We start from the raw sequence: 22,994 nt of genomic DNA, 5'->3' as shown, positions 1-22,994 counted from the left end.
GAAAAGAAACGTTTCCCACGATTCATCAAATTTACTTATCCTCCGCCGCAAAACTCCTGAATTGACGGAGCAGAGGTATCAGGTGACAACTGCCGCCAGAAACTTCCGGAGGCACCATGCCGCAGCATGCCCGAATGCTAAATCCGATCCTCATCGTCGGCTGTATCGTCATCACGGTCAGCTTTGCCGTACGCGCGTCCTTTGGTGTCTTTCAGATTCCGATTGCTGACGAGTTCGGGTGGCTTCGCAGCGAGTTTTCGATGGCCATCGCGATCCAGAATCTGGCATGGGGCATCGGTCAGCCCATCTTCGGGGCCATTGCCGAAAAAATCGGCGATCGACGCGCTATTATTCTGGGGACGCTGACCTATGCGGCGGGCCTGGTCCTGTCCGCTTGGTCCGTCACTCCGTTCGAACATCAGACCTATGCCTGGCTTGTCGGGTTTGGCGTTGCGGGTACAGGATTTGGTGTTGTCCTTGCCGTCGTCGGGCGCGCGTCCTCTGATCAAAACCGTTCCATGTCTCTCGCGATTGTCACAGCGGCCGGTAGCATGGGGCAGGTCATTGGTGCCCCAACCGCCGAATGGATGCTGACTTTTCTGCCCTGGCAACAGGTCTTTATCGTCTTCGCCCTCGCGATATTGGCGCTGATCCTGACATTGCCACTCATGCGGGCGCCGCAGCAAATCAGCAAGGCCGGGCTTGAAGAGACGATGGGACAAATCCTGCGCAAGGCCTTCCATGATCCATCTTTTGCACTGATCGCCATCGGGTTCTTCAGTTGCGGATATCAATTGGGTTTTGTGACTGCGCATTTTCCCGCATTTGTGACCGAAATGTGCGGCCCGATACAGCCCGGCGGGGTTCTGGACTCAATCGGAATAACGTCCACCTCCGCCCTTGGCGCGGTTGCGATTTCATTGATCGGACTGGCAAATATCAGTGGCACCCTTCTTGCAGGTTGGGCGGGTAATCACTTTCCCAAGAAATACCTGCTGGCATTGGTCTACACCGGGCGGACTTTGGCCGCAGCCGCATTCATCGTTTTCCCGATCACGCCGCTGTCGGTTATCGTTTTCTCGCTTGTCATGGGATCGCTTTGGCTGGCGACGGTTCCGCTGACATCGGGTCTTGTCGCGCATCTTTACGGTGTGCGCTACATGGGCACGCTTTATGGTCTTGTGTTCCTGAGCCACCAGGTCGGGAGCTTTCTCGGCATCTGGTTGGGCGGGCGGATGTATGACCAATATGGCGACTACACTGTGGTCTGGTGGATCGGTATCGCCATCGGTGCATTCAGTGCCGTGGTGCATTTGCCCATCCGAGAGAACCGCGCGTCTCTCGCTGTGGCCTGAGCAGGTCCACCGGCTTTAATTGTGAGGTGAACACAGCGTTTAGCGGATCGCCAGAGCTCCGGCAGGTACCGACATGCCGTCACGCAGGGTTCGGCTCAGCCCTGATGTTCCGGAAACAACCCCGCCAATCCGTTCTCTGAGGCCGCGCATACGCCGCGTTCGGTAATCAGCCCGGTCACCAGACGATTGGGGGTGACGTCGAAGGCCGGATTTCCGCCCTCGGTGCCATCTGGAGTGACGCGAAGATTGGCAATTTCACCCCGATCGTCGATACCCATCACATGCGTCACCTCGGTCTGATCGCGTTCTTCAATCGGAATTTCAGACACACCGTCATGCACTGTCCAATCAATCGTGGGGGAAGGCAGCGCGACGTAGAACGGAACACCGTTGTCATGCGCGGCCAGCGCCTTGAGATACGTGCCGATCTTGTTGCACACGTCCCCTTGCGCGGTGGTGCGGTCGGTCCCGGTGATCACCGCATCCACCATCCCGTGCTGCATCAGGTGTCCTCCTGCGTTGTCCACGATATAGCGATGCGGAATGCCGTGTTCACCCAGTTCCCAGGATGTCAGCGCACCCTGATTGCGGGGGCGGGTTTCATCCACCCATACATGGATGGGAATACCTGCTTCATGGGCATGATACATCGGGCTGGTGGCTGTGCCCCAATCCACGGTTGCCAGCCAACCCGCATTGCAATGGGTCAGTAAACGAACAGGTTCGCCTTCCGGTTTCTTGGCCGCGATGTCCTTGATCAGCTGCAATCCGTGCCGCCCGATCGAGGCATTGATCTCAACATCTTCGTCCGCCACCTCCTGAGCCAGCTGCCAGGCGCGCTCGGACCGGTCGCTCCGCGCCAGCGGCATCAATGCATCGCGGCATCTTTCCAGCGCCCATTTCAGGTTGATTGCCGTCGGGCGGGTTGCGTGCAGAACCTCATAGGCGTGTTCGAATGCAGCGTCAGAGCTGTCGCGTGACATCTGTTCTGCGATCCCGAACGCGGCTGTCGCGCCGATCAGAGGGGCGCCCCGAACCCACATGTCCCGAATGGCGGTGGCAAAATCATCCAGTGACTTCAGCGTCACGATCCGAAAGTCATGGGGCAACCATCGCTGGTCGATGATGCGAACTTCCGCTTCTGATTTGTCCCACCAGATCGACCTGTAATGCGCGCCTTTGACTTTCATAATCTAACCTCTGAACTGAAATATGTGGGCTTTTGGTGCCTAACCTGCGTCTTATACCCGGCGTTGTAAACCAGTGGGTCATAATACGGGCCCTGATGGTCTCCGAAAACCGCATCAAACCCGGCGGGCGGCACGCAGTTCCTGCTCCAGCCGGTCCAGAAAGCGCGAGCGGTCGGCCTTGCCAAAAGGTTTCCCGCCCCCTTGCTGTCCCAGCGGGTTCGAGGCGCGCAGGTCAGCCATCAGATCACGCATCGCCAGTTGTTGGCCGATATTGGCGGCTGTGAACGCCTCGCCATTGGGCCGCAGTACACGCGCACCCGCCTCGATACATCTGGCGGCCAGCGGGATATCGGATGTGATAACCACATCCCCGGGACCGCACCGATTGGCGATCCACTTGTCCGCCTCGTCCGCGCCCTGAGATACAACCACGATTTCGACCAGTGGATTGGCAGACGGGCGCAGGCCGCCATTCGAGACCAGCTTGACCGGCACTTTGTGGCGTGTGGCGACGCGTTCTGCCTCGGCTTTTACCGGGCAGGCGTCACCATCCACATACAGGGTTGTCACGCCTGTTTCGCCTGTTTGGATGCCGGTTTGGTCTTGGGTGCCTTGCGCACCTTGAACTCTTCGGGGATCGGCATCCGGTTGAACGCATCAAGCCCGGCAATTTTGTATGCCTCGGCCAGAGTGGGGTAGTTGAACGTGTTCTGGACAAAGTAATCCACAGTCCCCTTCAGGTTCAGGACCGCCTGCGCAATGTGGATCAGCTCGGTTGCGCCTTCGCCAACGATCTGAACGCCGAGCACCCGGCGGGTTTTCAGGGAAAACAGCATTTTCAGCATGCCATGTTCCAATCCCATAATATGCCCGCGTGACGTTTCTCTGAACCGAGCCACACCGACCTCGTATGGAATTCCTCTCTCTTGCAGTTCCTCTTCCGACATGCCGCAGGTCGAGATTTCGGGGACCGAGTAGATGCCGTAGGGATACCACGGGCTTTCCGGCAGGGTCGGGGTTTCAAGGGCGTGGCATGCCGCGACACGACCTTGCTGCAAGGACGTGGAAGCCAGGGATGGGTGGCCGATCACGTCACCGGTCGCGTAGATATGGGAAGCCGAAGTTTGGTAGGTTTTACGATCCACGCCGATACGGTTTCGATGATCGGTTTCGATGCCCACCGCATCCAGATTCAATGCAGATGTGGCCCCCATTCGACCCGCAGCGAACAACAGCATCTCGGCCCGGATGTGGCGGCCATTGTCCAGCGTCACTTCGACATGCGTGCCGGCGTCCTCGATTTTCTCGACTGCCGATCCAAGACGAAGATCGACGCCATTCTCCCGGATCTGATGTGTGAAATCATGGATCAGGGTCTTGTCTATGAAATCCAAAAAGCTGTCACGGGGTTCAATCAGAGTGACCCGGACATCCAGCGCCGAGAACATCGTGGCATATTCAACGCCGATCACACCGGCCCCGATCACGCAGAGCGAGCGGGGGATTTCCTCCATCTCAAGGAAATCATCGCCATCCACAACGGTTTTGCCGTTGAATGGCACGTAATCCGGACGGTAGGTCTTGGTCCCGGTGGCGATCAGGAACTTGGCGGCGGTCAGGCGCGTGGTCTCGCCCGCATCGGTCGCAACCTCGATCTCGTGTGGGCCGACGAATTTTGCCAGCCCGTTCAAGGTTTCGACATGGTTGCGGTTGAACTGATGCTCCAGCACATCCACCTCGTGGTCCAGCGTCATGTGCAATCGCGCTTTCAGGTCTTCTGCCCTGATCTGATCCTTGACCCGGTAGGAGCGGCCATAAAAGCTGCGCTCGCGCCAGCCGGACAGGTTCAGAACCGTCTCGCGCAGAGTTTTCGAAGGGATTGTCCCGGTATGAACTGATACGCCGCCAAACCGATCCTTGCGGTCAATGACCAAAACGCGACGCTGCAGCTTGCCCGCCTGAATTGCAGCTGCCCGTCCCGATGGGCCCGATCCGATGATGATAAGGTCATAGTCGAAATCGCTCATACTTTAATCCCCGTACAGCGCTTCGGCGTGGAAGGTTATGTGATCTTCCATGAAGGAAGAGACGAAAAAGTAAGAGTGATCGTAACCGGGTTGCAGGCGGAAGGTGGCTTGTTGACGACGTTTTGCAATCGCTTGCGCCAAGGCCTCGGGACGTAGCAAATCCATGAATTGATCACTGGCGCCCGTGTCGATCAGAATAGGGCCGTCAAAGCCTTTGTCTTCCATCATCAACGAGGCGTCATGTTTTGCCCATGCTGCGGAATCGTCACCCAGATAGGCCCCGAGCTGTTTGCGGCCCCAATCCGCTCCGGTCGGGTTTGAAATGGGTGCAAAAGCCGAAACAGACCGGTATCGTCCGGGCAGGTTCATAGCCAGAGTCAGAGCGCCATGCCCGCCCATGGAATGCCCGGTGATCGCTTGCCGGGCGCTATCGATGGCAAAATTTTCGGCCAATAAGCTCGGTAGCTCTTCGGCCACATAATCCCACATGTTGAAGTGCGGAGCCCAGGGGGTCTGAGTTGCGTTAACGTAGAATCCGGCACCCTGACCGAGATCATAATCTTCGTGATCAGCGACACCTTCGCCTCGGGGGGAGGTGTCGGGAAAGACCAATGCGATGCCCTGTTCGGCGGCCCAGCCCTGCGCCCCGGCCTTTGTCATGGCGTTTTCATGGGTGCAGGTCAGGCCTGAGAGATACCACAGAACCGGAACCGGCCCATCCTTGGCCTCGGCTGGCAGAAAGAGGCCAAAGGTCATGTCACATTGACAGGCCGAGGACACATGGCGATACACGCCTTGCACACCGCCAAAGCAAGCGTTTTCTGAAAGAGCTTCCATCAGGAACATTCCTTGTGTTGCGTTGCGCCATGGCTAGCGTCCTGTTGCGCTGGCGTAAAGTGCGGGAGCCTCCGGCGGGAGTATTTTTGAAAAGATGAAGTCTAGAGGGTGCCGACCCAACTGATGACCAGCGGCACGGTCAGAATGCTGATCATGGTCGACAGCAATATTGCAGCAGACGCGCGGTGGGGTGCGATCTGGTAATGAGCTGCCAGCATGTAAACGTTGCCTGCCACGGGTAAGGCCGCTGCGGCCACGGCAACCGTTGCTGTGAACGGTTGAACCGGGATGACGTAGATGACCATAGCCGCGACGCAAATGGGGTGCAGGACAAGTTTGCAGAAGCTTAGCCAGCCTGCGATTTCGACGCGCTCGGCGGATTTTGTCGCCAGGGATGCCCCGATCGCAAACAGCGCGCCGGGGGTGGCAGCCCCGCCGAGAATGGTCAGAAAATCAACGGCGGGGCCGGGGACGGGAATGCGCAGGGCCGACCAGATCATTCCCGCAGATATTGACAGGATCATCGGGTTTTTAAGCAGGCCCAGTCCGATCAGATGCAAGGTTTGCAAGCTAAGCCGCCCATCACGACCACCATTGATCAGGATGACGATCAAAGAGGAAAAGACCACCAGATCGACAGTCAAAACCAGCATGACCGGCCCGATTGCCGCGTCAGACAGAAGCACGGCCAGCATGGGCAGACCCAGAAAGCCGACATTTCCGATAGCGGCGCATTGCGCTTCGACTGCGGCAGTGGGAACGTCCAGCCCCCGGATATACGCCACCAGTGTTGCCAGCCCATAAACGGCGACGGTGCCGATCAGGTAGCCGACGATCAGGCGAGCGTCGAATATCTGCTCGAACGGGAGCGTCGCCGCAAAGCGGAACAGCATTGCGGAGAGCGCGAAATAGAAGACGAACTTTGTCAGATACGCCGTCGCTTCTTCTGGAAAGAAGCGGCTGCGCCCGGCCCAGTATCCAAGGCCGATGATTGCGAAGAAGGGCAGGGTGCGCAGGAAAATCTCGACCATGTGCAACGTGTTAGCACGGTTTGCACGCGCTTCAAGACCTAAGGGATTTGCTTATCCAGTCACGGGTATTTGAAGTGACGTCAAGACACGGACACGTCATGCGACGTGAGAATCGTTGAAACTGAACCGCTCGGTTTATAGATTCACGAAAAGTATCACGTCAGGAGACCTCATGTCCCAAGCCGCCACCATCCTCCGCACGGGCCGAAAGTTCGATCAAGTTTTGCGCGGAGCACGAGAGGTGTTCATGGCGGATGGGTTCGAAGGCGCCAGTGTTGACGACATTGCGCGGGCTGCGGGTGTATCGAAAGCGACCCTGTACAGTTATTTTCCCGATAAACGCCTGTTGTTCACGGAAGTTGCCCAAACAGAATGCAGCCTGATGGCGCAACGCATTCTTTCGATGATAGACGAGACGAAACCGGCGCGCGAGGTTCTGACGATTGCCGCCACCCAGTTGACGGCGTTTCTGGTCTCTGACTTTGCTCAGCAGGTTTTTCGTGTATGCGTTGCGGAACGGGACCGGTTCCCGGAACTGGGCAAGGCCTTTTACGAGGCCGGGCCAAAAAACGGAACCAATCACCTGGCTGCTTATCTTGAAAAAGCCGTGGCTAAGGGCGAGCTGGTCATCGAAGATATTCACATGGCGGCGGAACAGTTCTCGGAACTGTGCAAGGTGCGGCTGTGGGGGCGTGCGGCTTTTGGAATTCAAAGCAGCTTTGGCCAGCACGAAATCGACGAAGTCGCGTTGCAGGCCGTTGATATGTTTATGGCCCGGTACGGCGCCCGGAGCTGACGGCGTTTAGGGGCTCTGTATTAGCCATTTCGAACTGTTGGTGCACACATCGCGTCAAAAAAAGGGCGCGCTGCGTCCAAGACACCTTAATTGAGAATATATTCCTACTTTGCCTTGTTGTGAGATGTAACGAGAGCGCGCCAGTCTCGTGCCCCCGCGTTATTAGGTTTGAAACTTCACATTTTTGACATGGCGCGCAGAGCCAAACTGTAAAGATGGTGGAAGGACCACCGCGCGTTATACTGACTAGTACACGCCAGGTTCTTTGTATTGATCGAGTCAGTTTCAGATCGAGGTTTTTCTAGCGGTTTCAGAGGGGATGTTCTGAAACAATTGAAACACGAGATTTGGGTATTGAAACAGCACTGAAACACCCATGTTTTAGAAAGTTGGGATGACGGTTGGTATGGCAAATGATTTCAAGGAAATCGAGAAAGCACGCGATTTGTTGCGTGATGCCATCGAGTCGCTGAAAGAAGGGTTTGCCCTTTATGACGATGACCGTCGGCTTGTGATGTTCAATCAGCGATATGCTGAAATGAACAAAGGCGTACGCGATCTGCTGGAACCCGGGCTGGATTGGGAAATCCTGATGCGCGAGACAGCGCGCCGGGGCATCTATGCCGATGCCATCGGCAACGAAGAAAAATGGGTGTCGGACAGGCTGGCCAACGGGATCGAGTTCATCCAGGATTTCGAGCTGACTGAAACTGATGGGCGCACATACCTAGTGTCTGTCCATCCCACCCAGTTGGGTGGGTTTGTCGTCACCCGGGAAGACATCACCGAGCGGAAGCGGATCGAAGTCGAAGAACGCGACGGCGATCTTTTGATCCGGAAAGTATTGGATGCGAGTTCCGCCGTGGTGACCATGGCCAGAATTGGCGATGGGCAGCTACTGTATCGTTCGCCCGCCGCGCTGGAGATGTTCGGGCCTGCCAAGTCGGCCCGCGAACATTATGCCACGCCGGATGATCGCGCCGATTTCGTCACGCAGTTGCTGGCTGATGGGCGGGTTGATGACTACAAGCTGGATTTGCTGAACGCCAAGGGGCAGGTGTTTCCGGCATCGATCTCATCGCAGTTGATCGACTACAAAGGCGAAGACGTCATTGTCACCAGTATCATCGATCTGACGGTCCAGAAAGAGGCGGATGCCTTGATCCGGCAAGTTCTGGAGGCCTACCCCGCCGCAATAAACATGACGAAAGCGGAAACCGGTGAAGTGCTTTATGCCACACCGGAGATGACTGCGCTCTTAGGCAATTCGGCAAGTTCGAAAACCTATTACGCCGATCCGACCGAACGTGCACGATACTTGCACGAGCTGCGCGAGGCAAAATCGCTGAAAGACCGGCGGGTCGAATTCATCGATGCAAATGGGCGGCGATTTTGGGCGGCGGATTCCTCGCGCTTGATCGAATTCAACGGGGAAGAAGTGATTGTCTCGAATACGCGGGACCTGACGGATGAGCTGGCCATTGAAGAAGAGCTTTCGAAACAACGCGAATTGCTGTTCCAGAATGAAAAGATGTCCGCGCTGGGTGAATTGCTTGCTGGCGTGGCGCATGAATTGAACAACCCGTTATCGGTCGTGGTTGGGCATTCGCTTATGCTGAAGGAAGAGATCACCGATCCCGATTTGACAGTCAGGATCGAGAAGATCGGCAAATCGGCGGAGCGGTGCGCCAAAATCGTCAAGACATTTCTAGCCATGGCGCGGCAGAAACCCAGTAAGATCGAGCCCGTGGATTTGGCCAGTGTGATCGAAACCGCAGCTGATGTGGTGGGATATGGGGGCAAATCCGGTGACATCTCGATCCGGCAAAGCCTCCCCGTTGGGCTGCCGCCGATTGCGGTCGATGCGGATCAGATTACACAGGTTATCATCAACCTGATTATCAATGCCGAACAGGCGATAAACGCCTCTGGGCACGGAGATTTTATTGAGCTCTCCGCCACAGCGAAGCCCGAGACGAGGATGGTCGAAGTGCTGGTCCGGGACAATGGGCCCGGTATCCCGCAAGCGCTTCGCCCCCGTATTTTTGAACCGTTTTTTACGACCAAAGAAGTCGGAGAAGGCACCGGGATTGGTCTGGCCTTTTGTCACCGCATCATTCTGGCTCATGGGGGTCAGATAAGGCTCGACTCGTCCGGGGTGTCCGGTACCTGTTTTCGGATCACGCTGCCAATGGCGGCCGATCAGGCCGCTGACACCGAAACACCTGCAGCGCTTGGTTCGCCTTTGGCAAATCGCAGGGTACTGGTCGTGGACGATGAGGCTGAAGTCGGTGAACTGAACGCTGAAATTCTGAGGAAAGACGGGTTTGACGTCGATTTTGTGACCTCTGGAGAAGAAGCGATCCGCTGTCTGCAGAGGGAGAGGTACCATGTCCTTATCAGCGATTTGAACATGCCTGATGTCGATGGACGACGCATTTACGAGACGTTGCAGGCCCAATTCCCGGACATGTTGACTCGGACGGCCTATGTCACGGGCGACACGATGGGGGAAAGCTCGTCGGCGCTGTTACAGGAATCCGGTCTGCCTTATCTGGAAAAGCCGGTGTCGCCAGTCGAATTGAGGACACTTGTCGGCAAGTTGTTGGCCGACCAAAAGGACCACTCATGATGGATAAACAAGTCAACCATATCCTGGTTTGTGATGACGAGGTGGATGTTCGCGAAATGCTGCAGGAATATCTTGGCAAACGCGGCTACAAGGTGTCGGCAGCATCTGGGGGGCAGGAACTTCGCGACATTCTCTCGGTGGATACAGTTGATGTCATGATCATGGACATCAACATGCCAAAGGAGGACGGTCTGTCTATCCTGAGATCACTGCGTCCTGAAAACACGACCCCAGTCATAATGCTGACTGCAGCAGGCGATGTAGTGGACCGGATCATTGGTCTGGAAATGGGCGCGGATGATTATCTTGGCAAGCCGGTGGACCTTCGGGAGCTGGAGGCCCGGATCAAAGCAATCATCCGGCGCGAGGCCATCAGAAGTACACCGGAAACCGGGCAATCGGAAGGTAACGGTGCTATGTTTGGCGAGTTTACGCTGGATCTGGAGGCAGCAAAGCTGCTGGCGGCAGATGGCTCTGAGGTTCAGTTGACGGCGATGGAATATAGCTTGTTGAAAGTGTTCGCGGAAAACAAGGGTCGTGTGCTGAACCGGGACCAACTGCTGGAACAGGCGCATGACCGGTCCTGGGACCCGTTTGATCGCAGTATCGATATCAGGATTTCCCGGCTACGCCGCAAGCTTGAAACAAATCCGGAAAAGCCGGAAATTATCCGAACCGTGCGTGGCATCGGATATGTGTACGATCCGAAGTGACAAGGTAGGGAATTGGAATGTGGTGCAACGTCAATGCCTCGGCTACGGTGCTGCGTGTTTCATAAGTCTTTATTTTAGATCGTAAATCAGAGTGCGACACATGTCGCAGTCATCCGACAAGTGAAATGACGATCGGAAGGCTAACGGCGGAAAGCGCGGTGCCAAACAGCACGGCGCGGGCCGCCAGTCCGACACTTATGCCTTCGGCACGCGCCATGACATAGACATTTGCCGCCGGTGGCAGAGCGCCCATGATGATGGCCGTTGCAACCCATATAGGATCAAAACCGCCAAAGATCAGGAAGATGCAGGCCACCAACACAGGGTGCAGCACCAGTTTGCCGAAAAGGCATGTCCCTAATGGGACATCCAGATGGTTGGCCTTGTGGCGCGACAGAGTCAGGCCCAGCGAAAACAGCGCGGCCGGAGCCGCCGCATTTCGGAACCCGTCCAACGGTGTATTGATGAACGCGGGTAAGCCAAGCCCGCTGGCGGCAAACACAAGCGCCGCGAGTGTCGCCAGGATGAACGGATGTCGTATGACCTGACCCAGAGACCCCACGAGCCCTCGGAGCGAAAGGCCGTCATCTCGGATCATCGCTGGCCAGATCGTGAAGATCAGCAATACATCGGCGCAGAAAATGAAGGCCGCCGGGGCTCCTGCAGCGGGTCCAAGAACTGCGACGGTCAATGTCGGGCCCATGTAACCAATATTAGAGTAACTGGCCGACAGGCCGTATACGGCGGCATGATGTTCGGACTTGGACAAGCGCCCTGTGCCCCAACCAAACACGAACATCAGCCCGGTTGCCATTGTGGTCAGCGTCAGGAACCCGACGATGTTCGACGCGCCGGGAGGAAGGTCCCGAACCGATTGGAACAGCAATGCGGGTAGTGCGATGTAGAATACAAACGCGTCCAACCATTTCTGCCCCTCGGCTGAAAGCCGGAGGAGTCTTTCGGCGATGACGCCTGCGAGAATATAGACGAAAAAGGGCGCAACCAGCCCAAGGCCAACAATCATTGTCGGCATTGGTTGCAAGAAAATCAGCTGACTGCAAGCAACGTTTTGGTCTCGTCCGGTCTCAGAATACAGGCTTGGGCGACAGGAACGTGTCGTTGAAATAGTTTCGCAGCACGCGCGTTGCGTCAGACAGGGTAGCCTGTTTGCGAAACGCCATGCCAACATCCATGGTCGGGATGTCGATACGGGTCTCGACTGTCTCGATCCGCCGGCCCTCCAATGACCAGGGGCGATAGACCATGTCCGACAGGATCGTGACACCGTGGCCATTGGCCACCATCGACCGTACGGCTTCGACCGACGATGTGCGCAACTTGATGTCGGGGGCGCAGTTATGCGCGTTCCAGTATTTCATGCTGGTATGCGCAGCCTCGTCCACGGTGAGCATGATATAAGGCTCACGAGCGATGTCCTGCAAAGCAACCGGGTCATTTGCGCTCAGCGGGTGGCCGGTGGGTAGCCATAATCTGCGCTGTGACTTCAGCAGTGTGACTGTTTCGATAGCCGGGTTCTGAATATTCGAGGTCAGTGCCACGGCCATGTCGATCTGATCGCTCAACAATTGCTGCTCGATACTTTGACGGTTCAACTCGACAATTTGGATGTCGAGCCCCGGATACAGCTGTGTCAGACGCCCCAGATGATATGGCAGGAAATACCCGATCACCGTATAGGTTGCCGCTAGACGGATCACACCGGACACATCTGAATCGCGCTGATCCAACACACGGGCCGCATCCAAACGTTCCAGAATATCTCGTGCCGAATGCAGGAATTGCTGTCCGGCCTCAGTCAGTTCCATACCCTGGGCGCGGCGCACGAAAAGGGCCGCGCCAAGTATGGCCTCGAGTTCGCGGATCGCCCCGGTGACGGCGGATTGAGAGATTGACAACAGCTTGGCCGCGCGGCTGACCTGTCCGGTTTCCGCAGTCGCGACGAAATATTTCAGATGTTTGAAATTCACGGTGAGATCACTCGGAAAGAATATCAGAAATAATGATAATGCATGAACGAAAAAAAGAAATATCAATTTTGGATAAAAAGACAATGATAGCTCCGTGCATTGGAATTAGGGGCTAGGTGGATGCGAGAGATCGTCGATCTGAACTGCGATATGGGCGAGGGTTTCGGCCATTGGGTGCTGGGCGATGCCCCTGAAGACAAAATCATGGAGATCATCAGTTCGGCCAATGTCGCCGCCGGGTTTCATGCAGGCGATCCCAACTCCATCGACCGTATGGCCAAGCTGGCACAGACCCATGGTGTCGGGCTTGGGGCGCATCCCGGGTATGCCGATCTGAGGGGGTTTGGGCGGCGCTATATCAACATGGATCCGGCCGAACTGATCAATGACATGGTCTATCAGATCGGTGCTGTGCGCGAATTCGGGCGCCGGTATGGGGCTCCGTTGCAGCACGTCAAACCACACGGTGCGCTCTATATGGAAGCGGCGGTGAACGAGGATCTGTCACAGTTGCTTGTCGACACATTGCAGGCGATCAGTCCCGACGCTTTGCTGTTTTGCATGGGGATTTCCAAGACGTATTCTGCCGCGAAGCGGGCTGGTCACCCGGTGATCCGCGAGTTTTTTGCCGATCGCGACTATGACAACAGCGGCTCTATCGTATTTGCCCGTAAGGTAGGTCGCCCCGACCCTGAGCAGGTGGCCCAGAAATGCGTAAAGGCCTGCAAGACCGGCAGGGTCACGACGGTTGAAGGTGATGAGCTTGAGATCGAATTTGAATCGATCTGCTTTCACTCGGATACGCCCGGGGCGCTCGAGATGGGTCGGGCTATTCGTAAAGGTCTGACAGACAACGGAATTCGCATCGCAACCGCTGGCGAAATCGTCGCGACGCTTTAATCGACACGTAGGAGATAACCGATGGCAGAGATCAAATCGCCCGTGCCCGGAACGTTCTATACTCAGGCCTCACCTGATGCGCCTGTTTACAAGTCCAAAGGCGATGCTGTCGCCGTCGGCGATGTGATTGGGCTGGTCGAGGTGATGAAGACCTTCATCGAGATCAAATCCGATGCCGCAGGAACCTTCGCGGGCTACACGGTCGAAAACGAGGCCGCTGTGACAGCCGGCCAGACCTTGGCACAACTGGACAGCTGACCTTATGGCCATCAAGCGCTTGTTCATAGCCAATCGTGGAGAGATTGCGGTGCGCATCAATCGCGCGGCGCAAGGATTGGGGATTCACACAATTCAGGCGTATTCCGAGGCTGATGGCGACATGCTTGGAGTCCGCATGGCTGACGAAAGTATCTGTGTCGGACCTGCGCAGGCGGCTCAGTCCTATCTGAACATTGACGGGCTGGTTCAGGCGGCGCAGGGCTGTGGTGCCGACGCAGTTCATCCCGGATATGGGTTTCTGGCTGAAAATGCAGATTTCGTCCGCGCAGTCGAGGCCGCAGGGATGCATTTCGTTGGTCCGTCTGCCGAAACGATTGACCGCATGGGCGACAAGGTGTCGGCCCGCCAGGCGGCACAAGCCGCAGGCGTACCGGTCGTGCCGGGTTCTCAGGGGCGGGTGGAGACAACTGATGACGCGTTGAATGTCGCGGAACAGATCGGCTATCCGGTGATGATCAAAGCCTCGGCCGGGGGCGGTGGAAAGGGCATCCGCGTCGCGCAGAATGCACAGGAGTTGGCGCAGATGGCCCCGCAGGCGCAAGCCGAGGCGCAGGCCGCCTTCGGAGACGGCGGGCTTTATCTGGAACGCGCAATCCAATCCCCGCGCCATATCGAGGTTCAGATTTTGGGTGATGGCACCAACGCGGTCCATTGTTTTGAACGTGAATGCTCGATGCAGCGCCGACGCCAGAAAGTATGGGAAGAGGCCGGTGCCGTCTGTCTGACGGACGCTACACGCGCCAGCCTGTGCGCCTCCGCTGTCGCCCTAGCGAAATCTGTCAACTATGTCGGCGCAGGTACGCTGGAATACTTGTACGACAGCGCCACGAATGAGTTCTTCTTTATCGAAATGAACACGCGTATTCAGGTCGAACACCCCGTGACCGAGATGATCACAGGGCTGGACCTTGTACAGGAAATGATCCGGGTGTCAGGGGGCGAACCCCTTTCGATTACGCAGGATCAGATCAAGCGACAGGGACATGCGATTGAAGTGCGGATCAACGCCGAGGACCCGGCGCTTCAATTCATGCCGTTTCCGGGTCAGGTCGGACAGATACGCGTGCCCGAAGGCGAAGGTGTCCGGTTTGATCACTTTTTGTATGAAGGTTATCAAATCCCGCCCTTTTACGACTCGCTTCTGGGCAAGCTGATTGTCCATGCCCCGTCTCGTGCAGATGCGATCAGCAAACTGAGCAAAGCGCTGCAAGACCTGTCTCTTGAAGGTTTGAAAACCACCATTCCCCTGCATCAGGCGCTGGCTGCAGATGCCAGTGTTCTGGCCGATGACATCCACACCCAATGGCTGGAACCGTGGCTGGATGCGGGCCATCTGAACGCGACACCGTAACCAAGGAGACGCACCGTGAAGACACGTTATACCTATGGTGGCGACGAACACATCTATGTCGAGATGGATGATGAAATGTCGCTGGACGCTTTTTTCAAATCCCTGTCCATGAGCAACGCCGTGCGCGATGCAAATATCGACGGCGTGACCGAGATCTGCCCCGCCAATGCTTCCTTTCAGGTCAAGTTCGATCCGGATGTGATCAGCCCCGAACATATGATGGGGCAGATCAAAAACCTTGAGCATAAAGCGGAAGACGCTGAAAAGCGCTTGAAAACCAGGATCATAGAAATCCCGGTTTATTATCAGGACCCGTGGACGCACGAGACGCTGATGCGGTTCCGCGAACGCCATCAGGACCCGAATGGCACAGATCTCGACTATGCCGCCCGCATCAACGGCTATGAAAGTGCCGAAGCGTTTATCGAGGCGCACCATTCGCAGCCGTGGTTCGTGTCAATGGTGGGCTTCGTTGCTGGCTTGCCGTTCCTGTATCAACTGGTCGAGCGGGACAAACAGTTGCAGGTTCCCAAATATCTGCGTCCCAGGACCGACACGCCCAAGCAGACCGTTGGGTATGGCGGGTGTTTTTCCTGCATCTATTCCGTGCGCGGGGCAGGGGGATATCAGATGTTCGGGATCACCCCGATGACCATCTTCGACCCAACGCAGCAGGTCAGCTATCTGCGTGATTTCATGGTGTTCTTCAAACCCGGCGACATCGTGAAATGGAAACCCATCGACCGCGCCGAATACGACCGCATCCTGGCCGAGGTCGAGGCGGGCACCTATGCCCCGCGTATCGCTCAGGTCGATTTCGATCTGGATGCGTTCAACGCCGACATGACCGGCACCAATGCCAAGCTGATGGAGGCCCTCAATGACGCTTAAGATACTCTCTCCCGGCCTGTCGACTTCTATTCAGGACCTTGGGCGTCCCGGCTATTTCCATCTGGGTATTCCAATCGGCGGTGCGATGGATCGCTTTGCGCTGCGCTGCGCCAATATGCTGGTGGGCAACCCCGAAGGGGCTGCAGGGTTCGAAGTGGTGTTCATGGGGCCCGAGATCGAGTTCATGCAAGACGTGCTTGTTGCGGTGACAGGGGCTGAATTGCCGCCCAAGGTCGATGGCGCCCCGCAACCAACATGGACGGCGTTTCCGGTCAAAAAGGGACAGACGCTCAGCTTTGATTTCCTCAAATCCGGGGCGCGCGCTTACATCGCGGTCAGCGGCGGCATCGATACGCCAACCGCGCTTGGCAGCCGATCAACCTATCCCATTGGCGCATTGGGCGGCATCGAAGGACGTGCGATACAGGCCGGAGACATGATTCCGTTGGGCGAAGCGGACACAATCGAGCCGGGCTTCAGCGTGCCGGAGAACCTGCGTCGCGGCCCCGGCTCACCTGCCGAATTGCGGGTTTTGCCAGGTCTGTACTGGCACCGTCTGACTGAAAAAGCACAAGAAGGCTTCTTTGCCGATGACTGGTCCGTCGCGCCCGAGGCGGACCGGATGGGCTATCGGTTCAAAGGCGGCCAACCGCTGGAATTTGTCGACCGCGAACAACCCTTCGGGGCCGGGGCCGATCCGTCCAACATCGTGGACGGCTGCTATTCTTACGGTTCGATCCAGGTGCCGGGCGGGCTGGAGCCGATCGTTCTGCATCGTGACGCCGTATCTGGTGGCGGATACTTTACGCTGGGGGCCATCATATCAGCGGATATGGACCTGATCGGACAGCTGCAGCCGCACACGCCGGTGAAATTCGTGCAGGTCGATATGGAACAGGCACTGGCCGCGCGCCATGCGCGAAAAGACATGCTAAGGCAGGTTCGCACACATCTGGGCTAGCCCGCGCTGAGCGAGAAATACCTGAGAGACTTGCCAAGGTCCTCTTTTGCGAAATTGCGGCCAATGAATACGATTTCATTGGCCCGCTGCGTTGACGAAGAGGGCAAAATCTCGGGGGCCTGAACCGAATTGCGCACACCTTGCAGCAGCAGGTAGCCAGCGGGTGTGTCGAACACGCCCTTTACCCTGACGATGTCATGACCACGAGCATGCAGCAGCGCAGAGAGCCAGACGGAAAACGCGGCCCAGTCGACCGAGGCGTCGATCTTCAGGCGCGTGGGTTGGATCTCGGGCAATCGGGACAACTCGGCCAGCGCGGGAATGGGGATCGGATGCGCGTCCGGATCAAGATCAGGCACCACGGCTTCGCCCTTGACGGCAGCCGAAATTGTTGCGCCGGGGTTCACCTGTTTCAGCGTTGCATGCACGGCGCTGAATGCCCCTTGCATCTGTGCGTCCACCTTGGTCAGAATGATCCGGTCGGCCGCTTCGATCTGCGCCCGTCCCAGATGCTCGGTCCCCAACTGGTCGATGATGTTGACCGCATCCGCCAGAACGATGATATCGTCCAGCAGGATGTGATGGACCAGCATCGGGTCCTGCTGAATGGCCGTGGCGATGGCCGCAGGATCGGCCAGCCCGCTGGTTTCCAGCACGATCCGTTCAAGCCGGGCCTTGTCGGATGCGATCTGGCTGCGATCATTGCAAATCTGGCGCAGCGCGTTCAGCAAATCAGTTTTGCCCGCACAACAGGCGCACCCCCCGGCCAGCAGGGTTATCCCGCTGGCGTGTTGCTGCAACAGCGTGTCGTCTACCGGAGTTTCGGCGGCCTCGTTAACCAGAATATGCGCGCGTCCGAACCGGCCCTGGAACAGCTGATGGCGCAGCCATGTGGTTTTACCCGATCCCAGATAGCCGCCCAGAATGGTCAGGCGCAAGCGGGTATCGGCGGCGGCGTCAGACATTCAGGCCGCAACCAGAAACCGCGCATCCAGCGGGTCAAGCGCGGTTCCACTCTGGGCTTCGGCCTCGGCCCAGACCGCCTCAAGATCGGGTAGGATCACGGTGCGCCCGGTGAATGAGCGTAGCTGGATACCGGGTGTCAGCCCATCATCGTGAACCGCCAGTCCATAGCTGTTCAGGATCTTGTTCAGTATCCGCGCGCGGCGAAACTTGAGCTGTAACTTGTCGCCCGAGGCATCCGCGCCCGCATCTGTCCAATGGCCCGGTTTGGTGGGGAATCCGCAGGCGCTGCACATCGCGCTCTCCTTCAGGTGTGTCAGAGGGGTGCCCCTCTGACACAGGTTTCGATCAGATCACTTCGGGGCGCTTGTCGCTGTCGAACGGGAAGCGCGCGCGGAAATCGTCAGCGATGGTGTTGAAATCGACCCACTCGACGCCGGAATGACTGTTGATGTGATCGATCAGGCGTTCCAGCATCAGCAGAACCTGCGGTCGTCCCGCAACGTCGGGGTGAATGGTGATTGGGAATACGCCATACTCCATCTCGCGATAGACCCAGTCGAACTGATCCTTCCAAAGCTGTTCGATGTCGCGGGGGCTGACAAACCCGTGGCTGTTGGGCGCGTTTTTGATGAACATCATGGGGGGAAGGTCATCCACATACCAGTTGGCCCCAATATCCACGAGGTCGATTTCCTTACCGTGTTTCAGCGGGTGCATCCACTCGCCAGCGGTTTTGGAATAATCGATCACATTCCACTCGTCGCCGACACGCGCATAGAACGGCTGGAAATCGCGATAGCTTTGGCTGTGATCGTAGGAGAAACCATATTTGCCCAGAAGTGCAGCGGTGACGTTCGACATTTCCCACCAGGGCGCAACATAGCCCTTGGGCGCTTCACCGGTCAGACCCTTGATCAGCTCGATCGACTTGACCAGTACGTCCTCTTCCTGCGTGGGGGTCATGGCCACGGGGTTTTCATGCATGTAACCGTGCGCACCGATCTCATGACCCGCTTCGATGATCATGTCCATTTCCTTCGGAAACGTCTCAAGCGAGTGACCCGGAATGAAGAATGACGTACGCATGTCGTATTTCTTGAAAAGCCGCAAAAGACGCGGGATGCCGACCTCGGTCGCGAAGATGCCGCGTTGAATATCGTTGGGAGAATCTCCACCGCCATATGAGCCGATCTGGCCCGCGACGGAGTCGATATCCGTCCCAAAGGCGCATAGAATTTTCTTTGTCATGATATTTCTCCTCTGTGCATTCAAAGTTTCTGAGTTGTGGGGTTGAATCAGCCGCGTATGATGTCCTCGGTCGCAAGCGCTGCGGCCAGCACGGCGTGGTCCCGACCATGGGGGGCTGACAGCAGAAAGCCGGTCGGCATTCCGTCCTGGTCTGTGCCGTTGGGAATGGACACACCGGGCCAATCCAGAAAATTGCCCAGTGATGTGTTGCGCAGCGTCAGGCCGTTATGCTGAAAAAACACGTCCTGATCGGCTTCAAGCGGGGCGATTGCCATTGCGGTGGTGGCGGTGGTCGGGCACAGCAGAATACAGTCACCGATCAGCGCCGCGGTTTCCGCCATCAGGCGGGTGCGGGCCTGTTGCAGGATGACCAGATCAACTGCGCTCATTGGGCTGGCCTGCAGCACGCGGCGCACAACGCGGGCATCCATCTGCGCCGCTTCGGGGCCGTTCACACGGTCTTTGTGGATCGCCAGCGCCTCGGCCCCGGCCAAGAAACCATGCTGAGCCATAAGGTCCAGAATCTCTTGCAACTGCGGCAGAGAGATGCGCGAGACACGCGCGCCAGTCCGTTCCAACCTTGCAATTGTAGCGTCAAAATTGGTCAGCACATCGGCGCTGGCACCATCGAACATGACCTGATCGGGGATGACGAAAGTCAGCTTCGACAGCGCGCCCGGGTCAATCTCGGGCTGATCCAACCCACGCAGAACCGCGTCGACCAAAACGCAATCCGCGACGCTGTTGGCAAGCGGCCCGATCGTATCCAGAGACTGCGCAAGGGGAAACACGCCATCCATCGGATAGCGCCCCATCGAAGGCTTGTATCCGACCACCCCGTTGAACGAGGCCGGGATTCGCACCGAGCCGCCGGTATCGGACCCCATTGACATTGGCACGATGCCTGCCGCCACCACCGCCCCCGAGCCCGAGGATGACCCGCCGGGACTGCGCGGCACCTCTTTGGCGGCATGGATATTGCGCGGTGTACCGTAATGGGGGTTCAGGCCAATGCCGGAATAGGCGAATTCGGTCATGTTAACCGTCCCAACCGAGGTCATCCCGGCCCGCGCCGCGTGTGCAACGATGGGCGCATCAGCTTTAGCTGGTGCATTGGTCTTCAGAACGACGGACCCGGCAGTCGTTACGCGGCCTTTGAGGTCAAAAAGGTCTTTCCACGCGGTCGGCACCCCATCTAATGCGCTGGCGCGGAAACCCGCGCGCAACCGCAGGCGTGAGGCCTCGGCCTCGGCCATGGCGCGCTCTTTCAGCAGATCAATGAACAAGGCCGGATCATTGTGATCGGCAATCCGGTCAAAGACGTCTTCGACCAGCGCGACCGGATCGGTACGCCCGGCCTTGAGATCGGCGGCCATTTGCGTGATGGTCTGATGTGTCATCTCACTTGGTCTCCGTCACGCGATCATCGTTGCGCCACTGGCGTGCCAGGCGACATAGGCTGATGCGCCCACCGACAAGCGGCCGCGATACTTGTCCACGTGGCCTTCGGTGTTGATGGTCTCGCCATTGTTCAGCCGGACCAGCATCTGCATGATGTGACCGATGACCTGCAGGCGCTCGATCGTGCAGGGGATGATGTTCGACCCAAAAGTGTTGCGCAATTCGGCCTCATCGGTCTCGCCAGGGATCAACTCGACGGCTTCGGCAGGCAGCACAACGCTCATCTTCTCACCTTTGGAATGAGCCACATCGATGCGGTTGGTTCCGGAAATTTCGCCAAAGGGTGTATCAAGCGTTATGGTCTGACCATCGGTCGTTGTGACCGTACCGGGAATGATGGTGTTCGATCCGATGAACCGCGCGACAAACTCGCTGGTCGGGCGGGTGTAAAGCTCATGCGGGGGGCTGATCTGTTCGACCCGCCCGGCGTTCATCACGATGATCCGGTCCGACAAGGCCAGCGCCTCGGATTGGGCGTGGGTGACGAATACGAAGGTAATGCCCAACTCGCGTTGCAATAATTTCAATTCGTTCTGAATGCTCTTGCGCAGGTTGGCATCCAAAGCGCCAAGCGGTTCATCCAAAAGCAAAATATCCGGCTCAACCACCAATGATCGGGCAAGCGCGATACGCTGACGCTGACCACCGGACAAGCGGCTGGTCGGCATTTCCGAAATATCGAGAAGGCCCAGCTTATCCAGAATACCGTCGACCTTCTGGTCCGCTTCGGCCTTTGGCAGGCCCTTGACCTCAAGCCCGAAACGCACGTTCTGGCGCACGTTCATATGCGGAAACAGCGCATAGTTCTGAAAGATCATCGAGGTTGGACGTCGTTCGGGAGGCTGATCATTGACCCTTTGGCCGCGGATCAGAAGGTCCCCTGTGGTGACGCTTTCGAATCCCGAAATCATGCGCAACGTCGTCGACTTGCCGCAACCGGACGGGCCCAGAAAGGCGATGAACTCACCCTTTTCAACGTCCAGGTTAAAGTCGATGACGGCAGGTGTGCCGTTATCATAGACTTTGCCGACGTTTTTGAGTTGCAGATCGTAAGCCAAGGACGTTGCACCCTTTTGAAGTGATTTCTTGAACGGCGGGGAGGCGGGTCAGCCGGTTTTGCCCGGCTGAGCCACAAGGATTTTACGCGGACAGGAATTCGTCCCATTTCTGGATCAGAAGGTCGTACTCATCCGGCCACTGATGCCAGTAGGCGACGTTTGCTGCACGGGTTTCCAGCGAACCGCCATCGCGCAGATCACCTTCCTTGATGCCGCGTTCGGTTGCGCCGACCCATGGCTTGCCCTCATACCAGAAGGCATATTTATCAGGGTCCATAACCTCTTTGACGTTGACGGTGGGCGAATAATAGCCTTGCTCTGACACGGCAATGGCGGGTGGACCGGACAGCCAGTAATCAGCGTAAGCTGTCACTGCTTCGAGATTGGGTGAGGTCTTGAGCGGGGACACCCCGATGGACCAGCCGCGATAGCCTTCTTTCATGGTGGCATAGGAGCATTCGACACCTTGCGCCTTGACCGCCATCACAGCGGGTTGCCATGCGTCGGCAATGACCATCTCGCCCGAGGCCAGCAGGTTTACAAGTTCACCAAAATCGCCCCACAGAGCGCGGAACTGACCGTCTTTCTTCTTCGCGATCAGGAACTTCGAGGCTTCCTCGATCGAGGCCGCATCCGGGTTGCCGGGGTTTTCGACCTCAAGCAGACCCAGAGCGTTCATCGCCAGAATGGCTTGACCGAAAGCAATCAGCGGGTCGACGTTCAGGCCGGTTTTGCCCTTGAACTTGGGGTCGAACAGCGCCGCCCAGGTCGACGCCTCTTCGGCGTCCACAAGATCGGGGCGATATCCAATGGAGTCATAATTATAGACCGTCGGCACCATGTTCAGGCGTGTCTGACTGTCGTCTTCCCAAATTTGGCCGACGATCTGGCGGTTGCGATCCCACCGGTCAGATGCGGTTGTGAACGTGTCACGGATACCCGACCAGTTTTTCAGATCGGATGCGGCAACAGGGGCCAGTTTGTCGGTTGCAACCATCGCGGCCAGGCGCTCGCCAATGATCTCCCAGCAGTCATAGGCGTCGGTGCCTGACAGAATCTCGGTCTGGGTGTTGGGGAAGATATCGGCTTTGCCATTGACCGAACCCACACCCGATTGCTGTTGGAAGTCATTCAGAATGCGTTCCTGAACCGTCACCGACAAGCCGACAGTGCGCAATTCCTGATTTCCCAGATTTGCGGCAAAGGCCTGTTGCGCGCCCATGAATGGCATGCCGCTTGCAGCCAGCGCCGCGCCGCCGGCGGTTGTCTGAAGGAATCTCCGTCGTGAATATGTACTCATTTCTGTTTAC

At 57.3% G+C, this 22,994-nt stretch carries 22 protein-coding genes; 9 read left to right on the top strand and 13 right to left on the bottom strand.

Annotation, left to right across the window (positions count from 1 at the left end; genetic code table 11):
* The first annotated feature begins 116 nt into the window (after positions 1–116).
* Positions 117–1,355: an MFS transporter gene (locus ACR0K4_RS19635; protein WP_480855388.1), complete on the top strand. Its 1,239-nt coding sequence runs from the start codon at positions 117–119 to the stop codon at positions 1,353–1,355.
* Positions 1,356–1,450: 95 nt separating this feature from the next.
* Here the strand turns inward: ACR0K4_RS19635 and mtnA are convergent, their stop codons facing one another.
* The 5 genes from mtnA to ACR0K4_RS19610 all read right to left on the bottom strand — a co-directional run bounded on the left by mtnA (position 1,451) and on the right by ACR0K4_RS19610 (position 6,440).
* Positions 1,451–2,545, bottom strand: coding sequence for an S-methyl-5-thioribose-1-phosphate isomerase (mtnA, locus tag ACR0K4_RS19630; RefSeq protein ID WP_480855387.1), 1,095 nt, complete (start codon positions 2,543–2,545; stop codon positions 1,451–1,453).
* Positions 2,546–2,659: 114 nt separating this feature from the next.
* On the bottom strand, positions 2,660–3,115 hold the full coding sequence (locus tag ACR0K4_RS19625) for a YaiI/YqxD family protein (RefSeq protein ID WP_480855386.1): 456 nt from the start codon (positions 3,113–3,115) through the stop codon (positions 2,660–2,662).
* Positions 3,112–4,572: a Si-specific NAD(P)(+) transhydrogenase gene (gene sthA, locus ACR0K4_RS19620; protein ID WP_480855385.1), complete on the bottom strand. Its 1,461-nt coding sequence runs from the start codon at positions 4,570–4,572 to the stop codon at positions 3,112–3,114. The genes ACR0K4_RS19625 and sthA overlap by 4 nt, the downstream gene beginning before the upstream one ends.
* A 3-nt stretch (positions 4,573–4,575) precedes the next feature.
* Positions 4,576–5,409: an S-formylglutathione hydrolase gene (gene fghA / locus ACR0K4_RS19615; RefSeq protein WP_480520730.1), complete on the bottom strand. Its 834-nt coding sequence runs from the start codon at positions 5,407–5,409 to the stop codon at positions 4,576–4,578.
* A 101-nt stretch (positions 5,410–5,510) separates the two neighbouring features.
* Positions 5,511–6,440, bottom strand: a complete 930-nt coding sequence (locus tag ACR0K4_RS19610; protein ID WP_480520728.1) for an AEC family transporter — start codon at positions 6,438–6,440, stop codon at positions 5,511–5,513.
* A gap of 172 nt (positions 6,441–6,612) precedes the next feature.
* Here ACR0K4_RS19610 and ACR0K4_RS19605 point away from each other — a divergent pair, with 172 nt between their 5' ends.
* The 3 genes from ACR0K4_RS19605 (at position 6,613) to ACR0K4_RS19595 (ending at position 10,581) form a co-directional block, all read left to right on the top strand.
* Positions 6,613–7,236 (top strand): TetR/AcrR family transcriptional regulator, encoded by a 624-nt coding sequence (locus tag ACR0K4_RS19605; protein WP_480520726.1) that lies wholly within the window; start codon positions 6,613–6,615, stop codon positions 7,234–7,236.
* 406 nt (positions 7,237–7,642) lie between these two features.
* Positions 7,643–9,868: an ATP-binding protein gene (locus ACR0K4_RS19600; protein ID WP_480520725.1), complete on the top strand. Its 2,226-nt coding sequence runs from the start codon at positions 7,643–7,645 to the stop codon at positions 9,866–9,868.
* Positions 9,865–10,581 carry a response regulator gene (locus tag ACR0K4_RS19595; protein WP_480855384.1) on the top strand — a complete coding sequence of 239 codons (717 nt, stop codon included), beginning with the start codon at positions 9,865–9,867 and terminating at the stop codon, positions 10,579–10,581. Before ACR0K4_RS19600 ends, ACR0K4_RS19595 begins: the two co-directional genes overlap by 4 nt.
* A gap of 109 nt (positions 10,582–10,690) precedes the next feature.
* Here ACR0K4_RS19595 and ACR0K4_RS19590 read toward each other — a convergent pair whose 3' ends face one another.
* Positions 10,691–11,605, bottom strand: coding sequence for an AEC family transporter (locus tag ACR0K4_RS19590; protein WP_480855382.1), 915 nt, complete (start codon positions 11,603–11,605; stop codon positions 10,691–10,693).
* 61 nt (positions 11,606–11,666) lie between these two features.
* The gene (locus ACR0K4_RS19585) at positions 11,667–12,569 is read right to left on the bottom strand and encodes a LysR family transcriptional regulator (protein WP_480855381.1); all 903 of its coding nucleotides are present in this window, start codon (positions 12,567–12,569) and stop codon (positions 11,667–11,669) included.
* A gap of 120 nt (positions 12,570–12,689) precedes the next feature.
* On the opposite strand from ACR0K4_RS19585, the gene ACR0K4_RS19580 reads away from it, so the two are divergent.
* Genes ACR0K4_RS19580 through ACR0K4_RS19560 form a run of 5 tightly spaced genes read left to right on the top strand, consistent with a single transcriptional unit; the run spans position 12,690 to position 16,951 of the window.
* The gene (locus tag ACR0K4_RS19580) at positions 12,690–13,469 is read left to right on the top strand and encodes a 5-oxoprolinase subunit PxpA (protein WP_480520717.1); all 780 of its coding nucleotides are present in this window, start codon (positions 12,690–12,692) and stop codon (positions 13,467–13,469) included.
* A 21-nt stretch (positions 13,470–13,490) separates the two neighbouring features.
* The gene (locus ACR0K4_RS19575; RefSeq protein ID WP_480520715.1) at positions 13,491–13,727 is read left to right on the top strand and encodes an acetyl-CoA carboxylase; all 237 of its coding nucleotides are present in this window, start codon (positions 13,491–13,493) and stop codon (positions 13,725–13,727) included.
* Between the two features lie 4 nt (positions 13,728–13,731).
* A complete protein-coding gene (locus ACR0K4_RS19570; protein WP_480855380.1) occupies positions 13,732–15,099 on the top strand; it encodes an acetyl-CoA carboxylase biotin carboxylase subunit in 1,368 nt (455 codons plus the stop codon).
* A gap of 15 nt (positions 15,100–15,114) precedes the next feature.
* On the top strand, positions 15,115–15,990 hold the full coding sequence (locus tag ACR0K4_RS19565; RefSeq protein ID WP_480855379.1) for a 5-oxoprolinase subunit B family protein: 876 nt from the start codon (positions 15,115–15,117) through the stop codon (positions 15,988–15,990).
* Positions 15,980–16,951, top strand: a complete 972-nt coding sequence (locus tag ACR0K4_RS19560) for a 5-oxoprolinase subunit C family protein (RefSeq protein WP_480855378.1) — start codon at positions 15,980–15,982, stop codon at positions 16,949–16,951. Before ACR0K4_RS19565 ends, ACR0K4_RS19560 begins: the two co-directional genes overlap by 11 nt.
* Here ACR0K4_RS19560 and ACR0K4_RS19555 read toward each other — a convergent pair.
* The 6 genes from ACR0K4_RS19555 to ACR0K4_RS19530 form a co-directional block, all read right to left on the bottom strand.
* Positions 16,948–17,916 (bottom strand): CobW family GTP-binding protein, encoded by a 969-nt coding sequence (locus ACR0K4_RS19555; RefSeq protein WP_480855377.1) that lies wholly within the window; start codon positions 17,914–17,916, stop codon positions 16,948–16,950. The genes ACR0K4_RS19560 and ACR0K4_RS19555 overlap by 4 nt on opposite strands.
* Positions 17,917–18,210, bottom strand: a complete 294-nt coding sequence (locus ACR0K4_RS19550) for a hypothetical protein (protein WP_480855376.1) — start codon at positions 18,208–18,210, stop codon at positions 17,917–17,919.
* A 52-nt stretch (positions 18,211–18,262) separates the two neighbouring features.
* Positions 18,263–19,165: a polysaccharide deacetylase family protein gene (locus tag ACR0K4_RS19545; RefSeq protein WP_480520703.1), complete on the bottom strand. Its 903-nt coding sequence runs from the start codon at positions 19,163–19,165 to the stop codon at positions 18,263–18,265.
* Positions 19,166–19,212: 47 nt separating this feature from the next.
* Positions 19,213–20,565: an amidase gene (locus tag ACR0K4_RS19540; RefSeq protein WP_480855375.1), complete on the bottom strand. Its 1,353-nt coding sequence runs from the start codon at positions 20,563–20,565 to the stop codon at positions 19,213–19,215.
* Positions 20,566–20,580: 15 nt separating this feature from the next.
* On the bottom strand, positions 20,581–21,684 hold the full coding sequence (locus tag ACR0K4_RS19535) for an ABC transporter ATP-binding protein (protein WP_480855373.1): 1,104 nt from the start codon (positions 21,682–21,684) through the stop codon (positions 20,581–20,583).
* An 82-nt stretch (positions 21,685–21,766) separates the two neighbouring features.
* Positions 21,767–22,984, bottom strand: a complete 1,218-nt coding sequence (locus ACR0K4_RS19530) for an ABC transporter substrate-binding protein (RefSeq protein ID WP_480520697.1) — start codon at positions 22,982–22,984, stop codon at positions 21,767–21,769.
* Positions 22,985–22,994: the final 10 nt, after the last annotated feature.

Source organism: Ruegeria sp. K11, assembly GCF_056531905.1.
Note: the sequence above shows the minus strand (reverse complement) of the source record. Positions and strands in the feature narration are given on the sequence as shown.

Bases quoted from the DNA above. Each gene is read 5' to 3' on its own strand.
- ACR0K4_RS19580 (WP_480520717.1), top strand. From the start codon at position 12,690: ATGCGAGAGATCGTCGATCTGAACTGCGATATGGGCGAGGGTTTCGGC.
- ACR0K4_RS19560 (WP_480855378.1), top strand. From the start codon at position 15,980: ATGACGCTTAAGATACTCTCTCCCGGCCTGTCGACTTCTATTCAGGAC.
- ACR0K4_RS19610 (WP_480520728.1), bottom strand. From the start codon at position 6,440: ATGGTCGAGATTTTCCTGCGCACCCTGCCCTTCTTCGCAATCATCGGC.
- ACR0K4_RS19590 (WP_480855382.1), bottom strand. From the start codon at position 11,605: ATGATTGTTGGCCTTGGGCTGGTTGCGCCCTTTTTCGTCTATATTCTC.
- ACR0K4_RS19530 (WP_480520697.1), bottom strand. From the start codon at position 22,984: ATGAGTACATATTCACGACGGAGATTCCTTCAGACAACCGCCGGCGGC.
- mtnA (WP_480855387.1), bottom strand. From the start codon at position 2,545: ATGAAAGTCAAAGGCGCGCATTACAGGTCGATCTGGTGGGACAAATCA.
- ACR0K4_RS19570 (WP_480855380.1), top strand. From the start codon at position 13,732: ATGGCCATCAAGCGCTTGTTCATAGCCAATCGTGGAGAGATTGCGGTG.
- ACR0K4_RS19540 (WP_480855375.1), bottom strand. From the start codon at position 20,565: ATGACACATCAGACCATCACGCAAATGGCCGCCGATCTCAAGGCCGGG.
- ACR0K4_RS19550 (WP_480855376.1), bottom strand. From the start codon at position 18,210: ATGTGCAGCGCCTGCGGATTCCCCACCAAACCGGGCCATTGGACAGAT.
- ACR0K4_RS19545 (WP_480520703.1), bottom strand. From the start codon at position 19,165: ATGACAAAGAAAATTCTATGCGCCTTTGGGACGGATATCGACTCCGTC.
- fghA (WP_480520730.1), bottom strand. From the start codon at position 5,409: ATGGAAGCTCTTTCAGAAAACGCTTGCTTTGGCGGTGTGCAAGGCGTG.
- ACR0K4_RS19595 (WP_480855384.1), top strand. From the start codon at position 9,865: ATGATGGATAAACAAGTCAACCATATCCTGGTTTGTGATGACGAGGTG.
- ACR0K4_RS19635 (WP_480855388.1), top strand. From the start codon at position 117: ATGCCGCAGCATGCCCGAATGCTAAATCCGATCCTCATCGTCGGCTGT.
- ACR0K4_RS19575 (WP_480520715.1), top strand. From the start codon at position 13,491: ATGGCAGAGATCAAATCGCCCGTGCCCGGAACGTTCTATACTCAGGCC.
- ACR0K4_RS19555 (WP_480855377.1), bottom strand. From the start codon at position 17,916: ATGTCTGACGCCGCCGCCGATACCCGCTTGCGCCTGACCATTCTGGGC.
- sthA (WP_480855385.1), bottom strand. From the start codon at position 4,572: ATGAGCGATTTCGACTATGACCTTATCATCATCGGATCGGGCCCATCG.
- ACR0K4_RS19600 (WP_480520725.1), top strand. From the start codon at position 7,643: ATGGCAAATGATTTCAAGGAAATCGAGAAAGCACGCGATTTGTTGCGT.
- ACR0K4_RS19605 (WP_480520726.1), top strand. From the start codon at position 6,613: ATGTCCCAAGCCGCCACCATCCTCCGCACGGGCCGAAAGTTCGATCAA.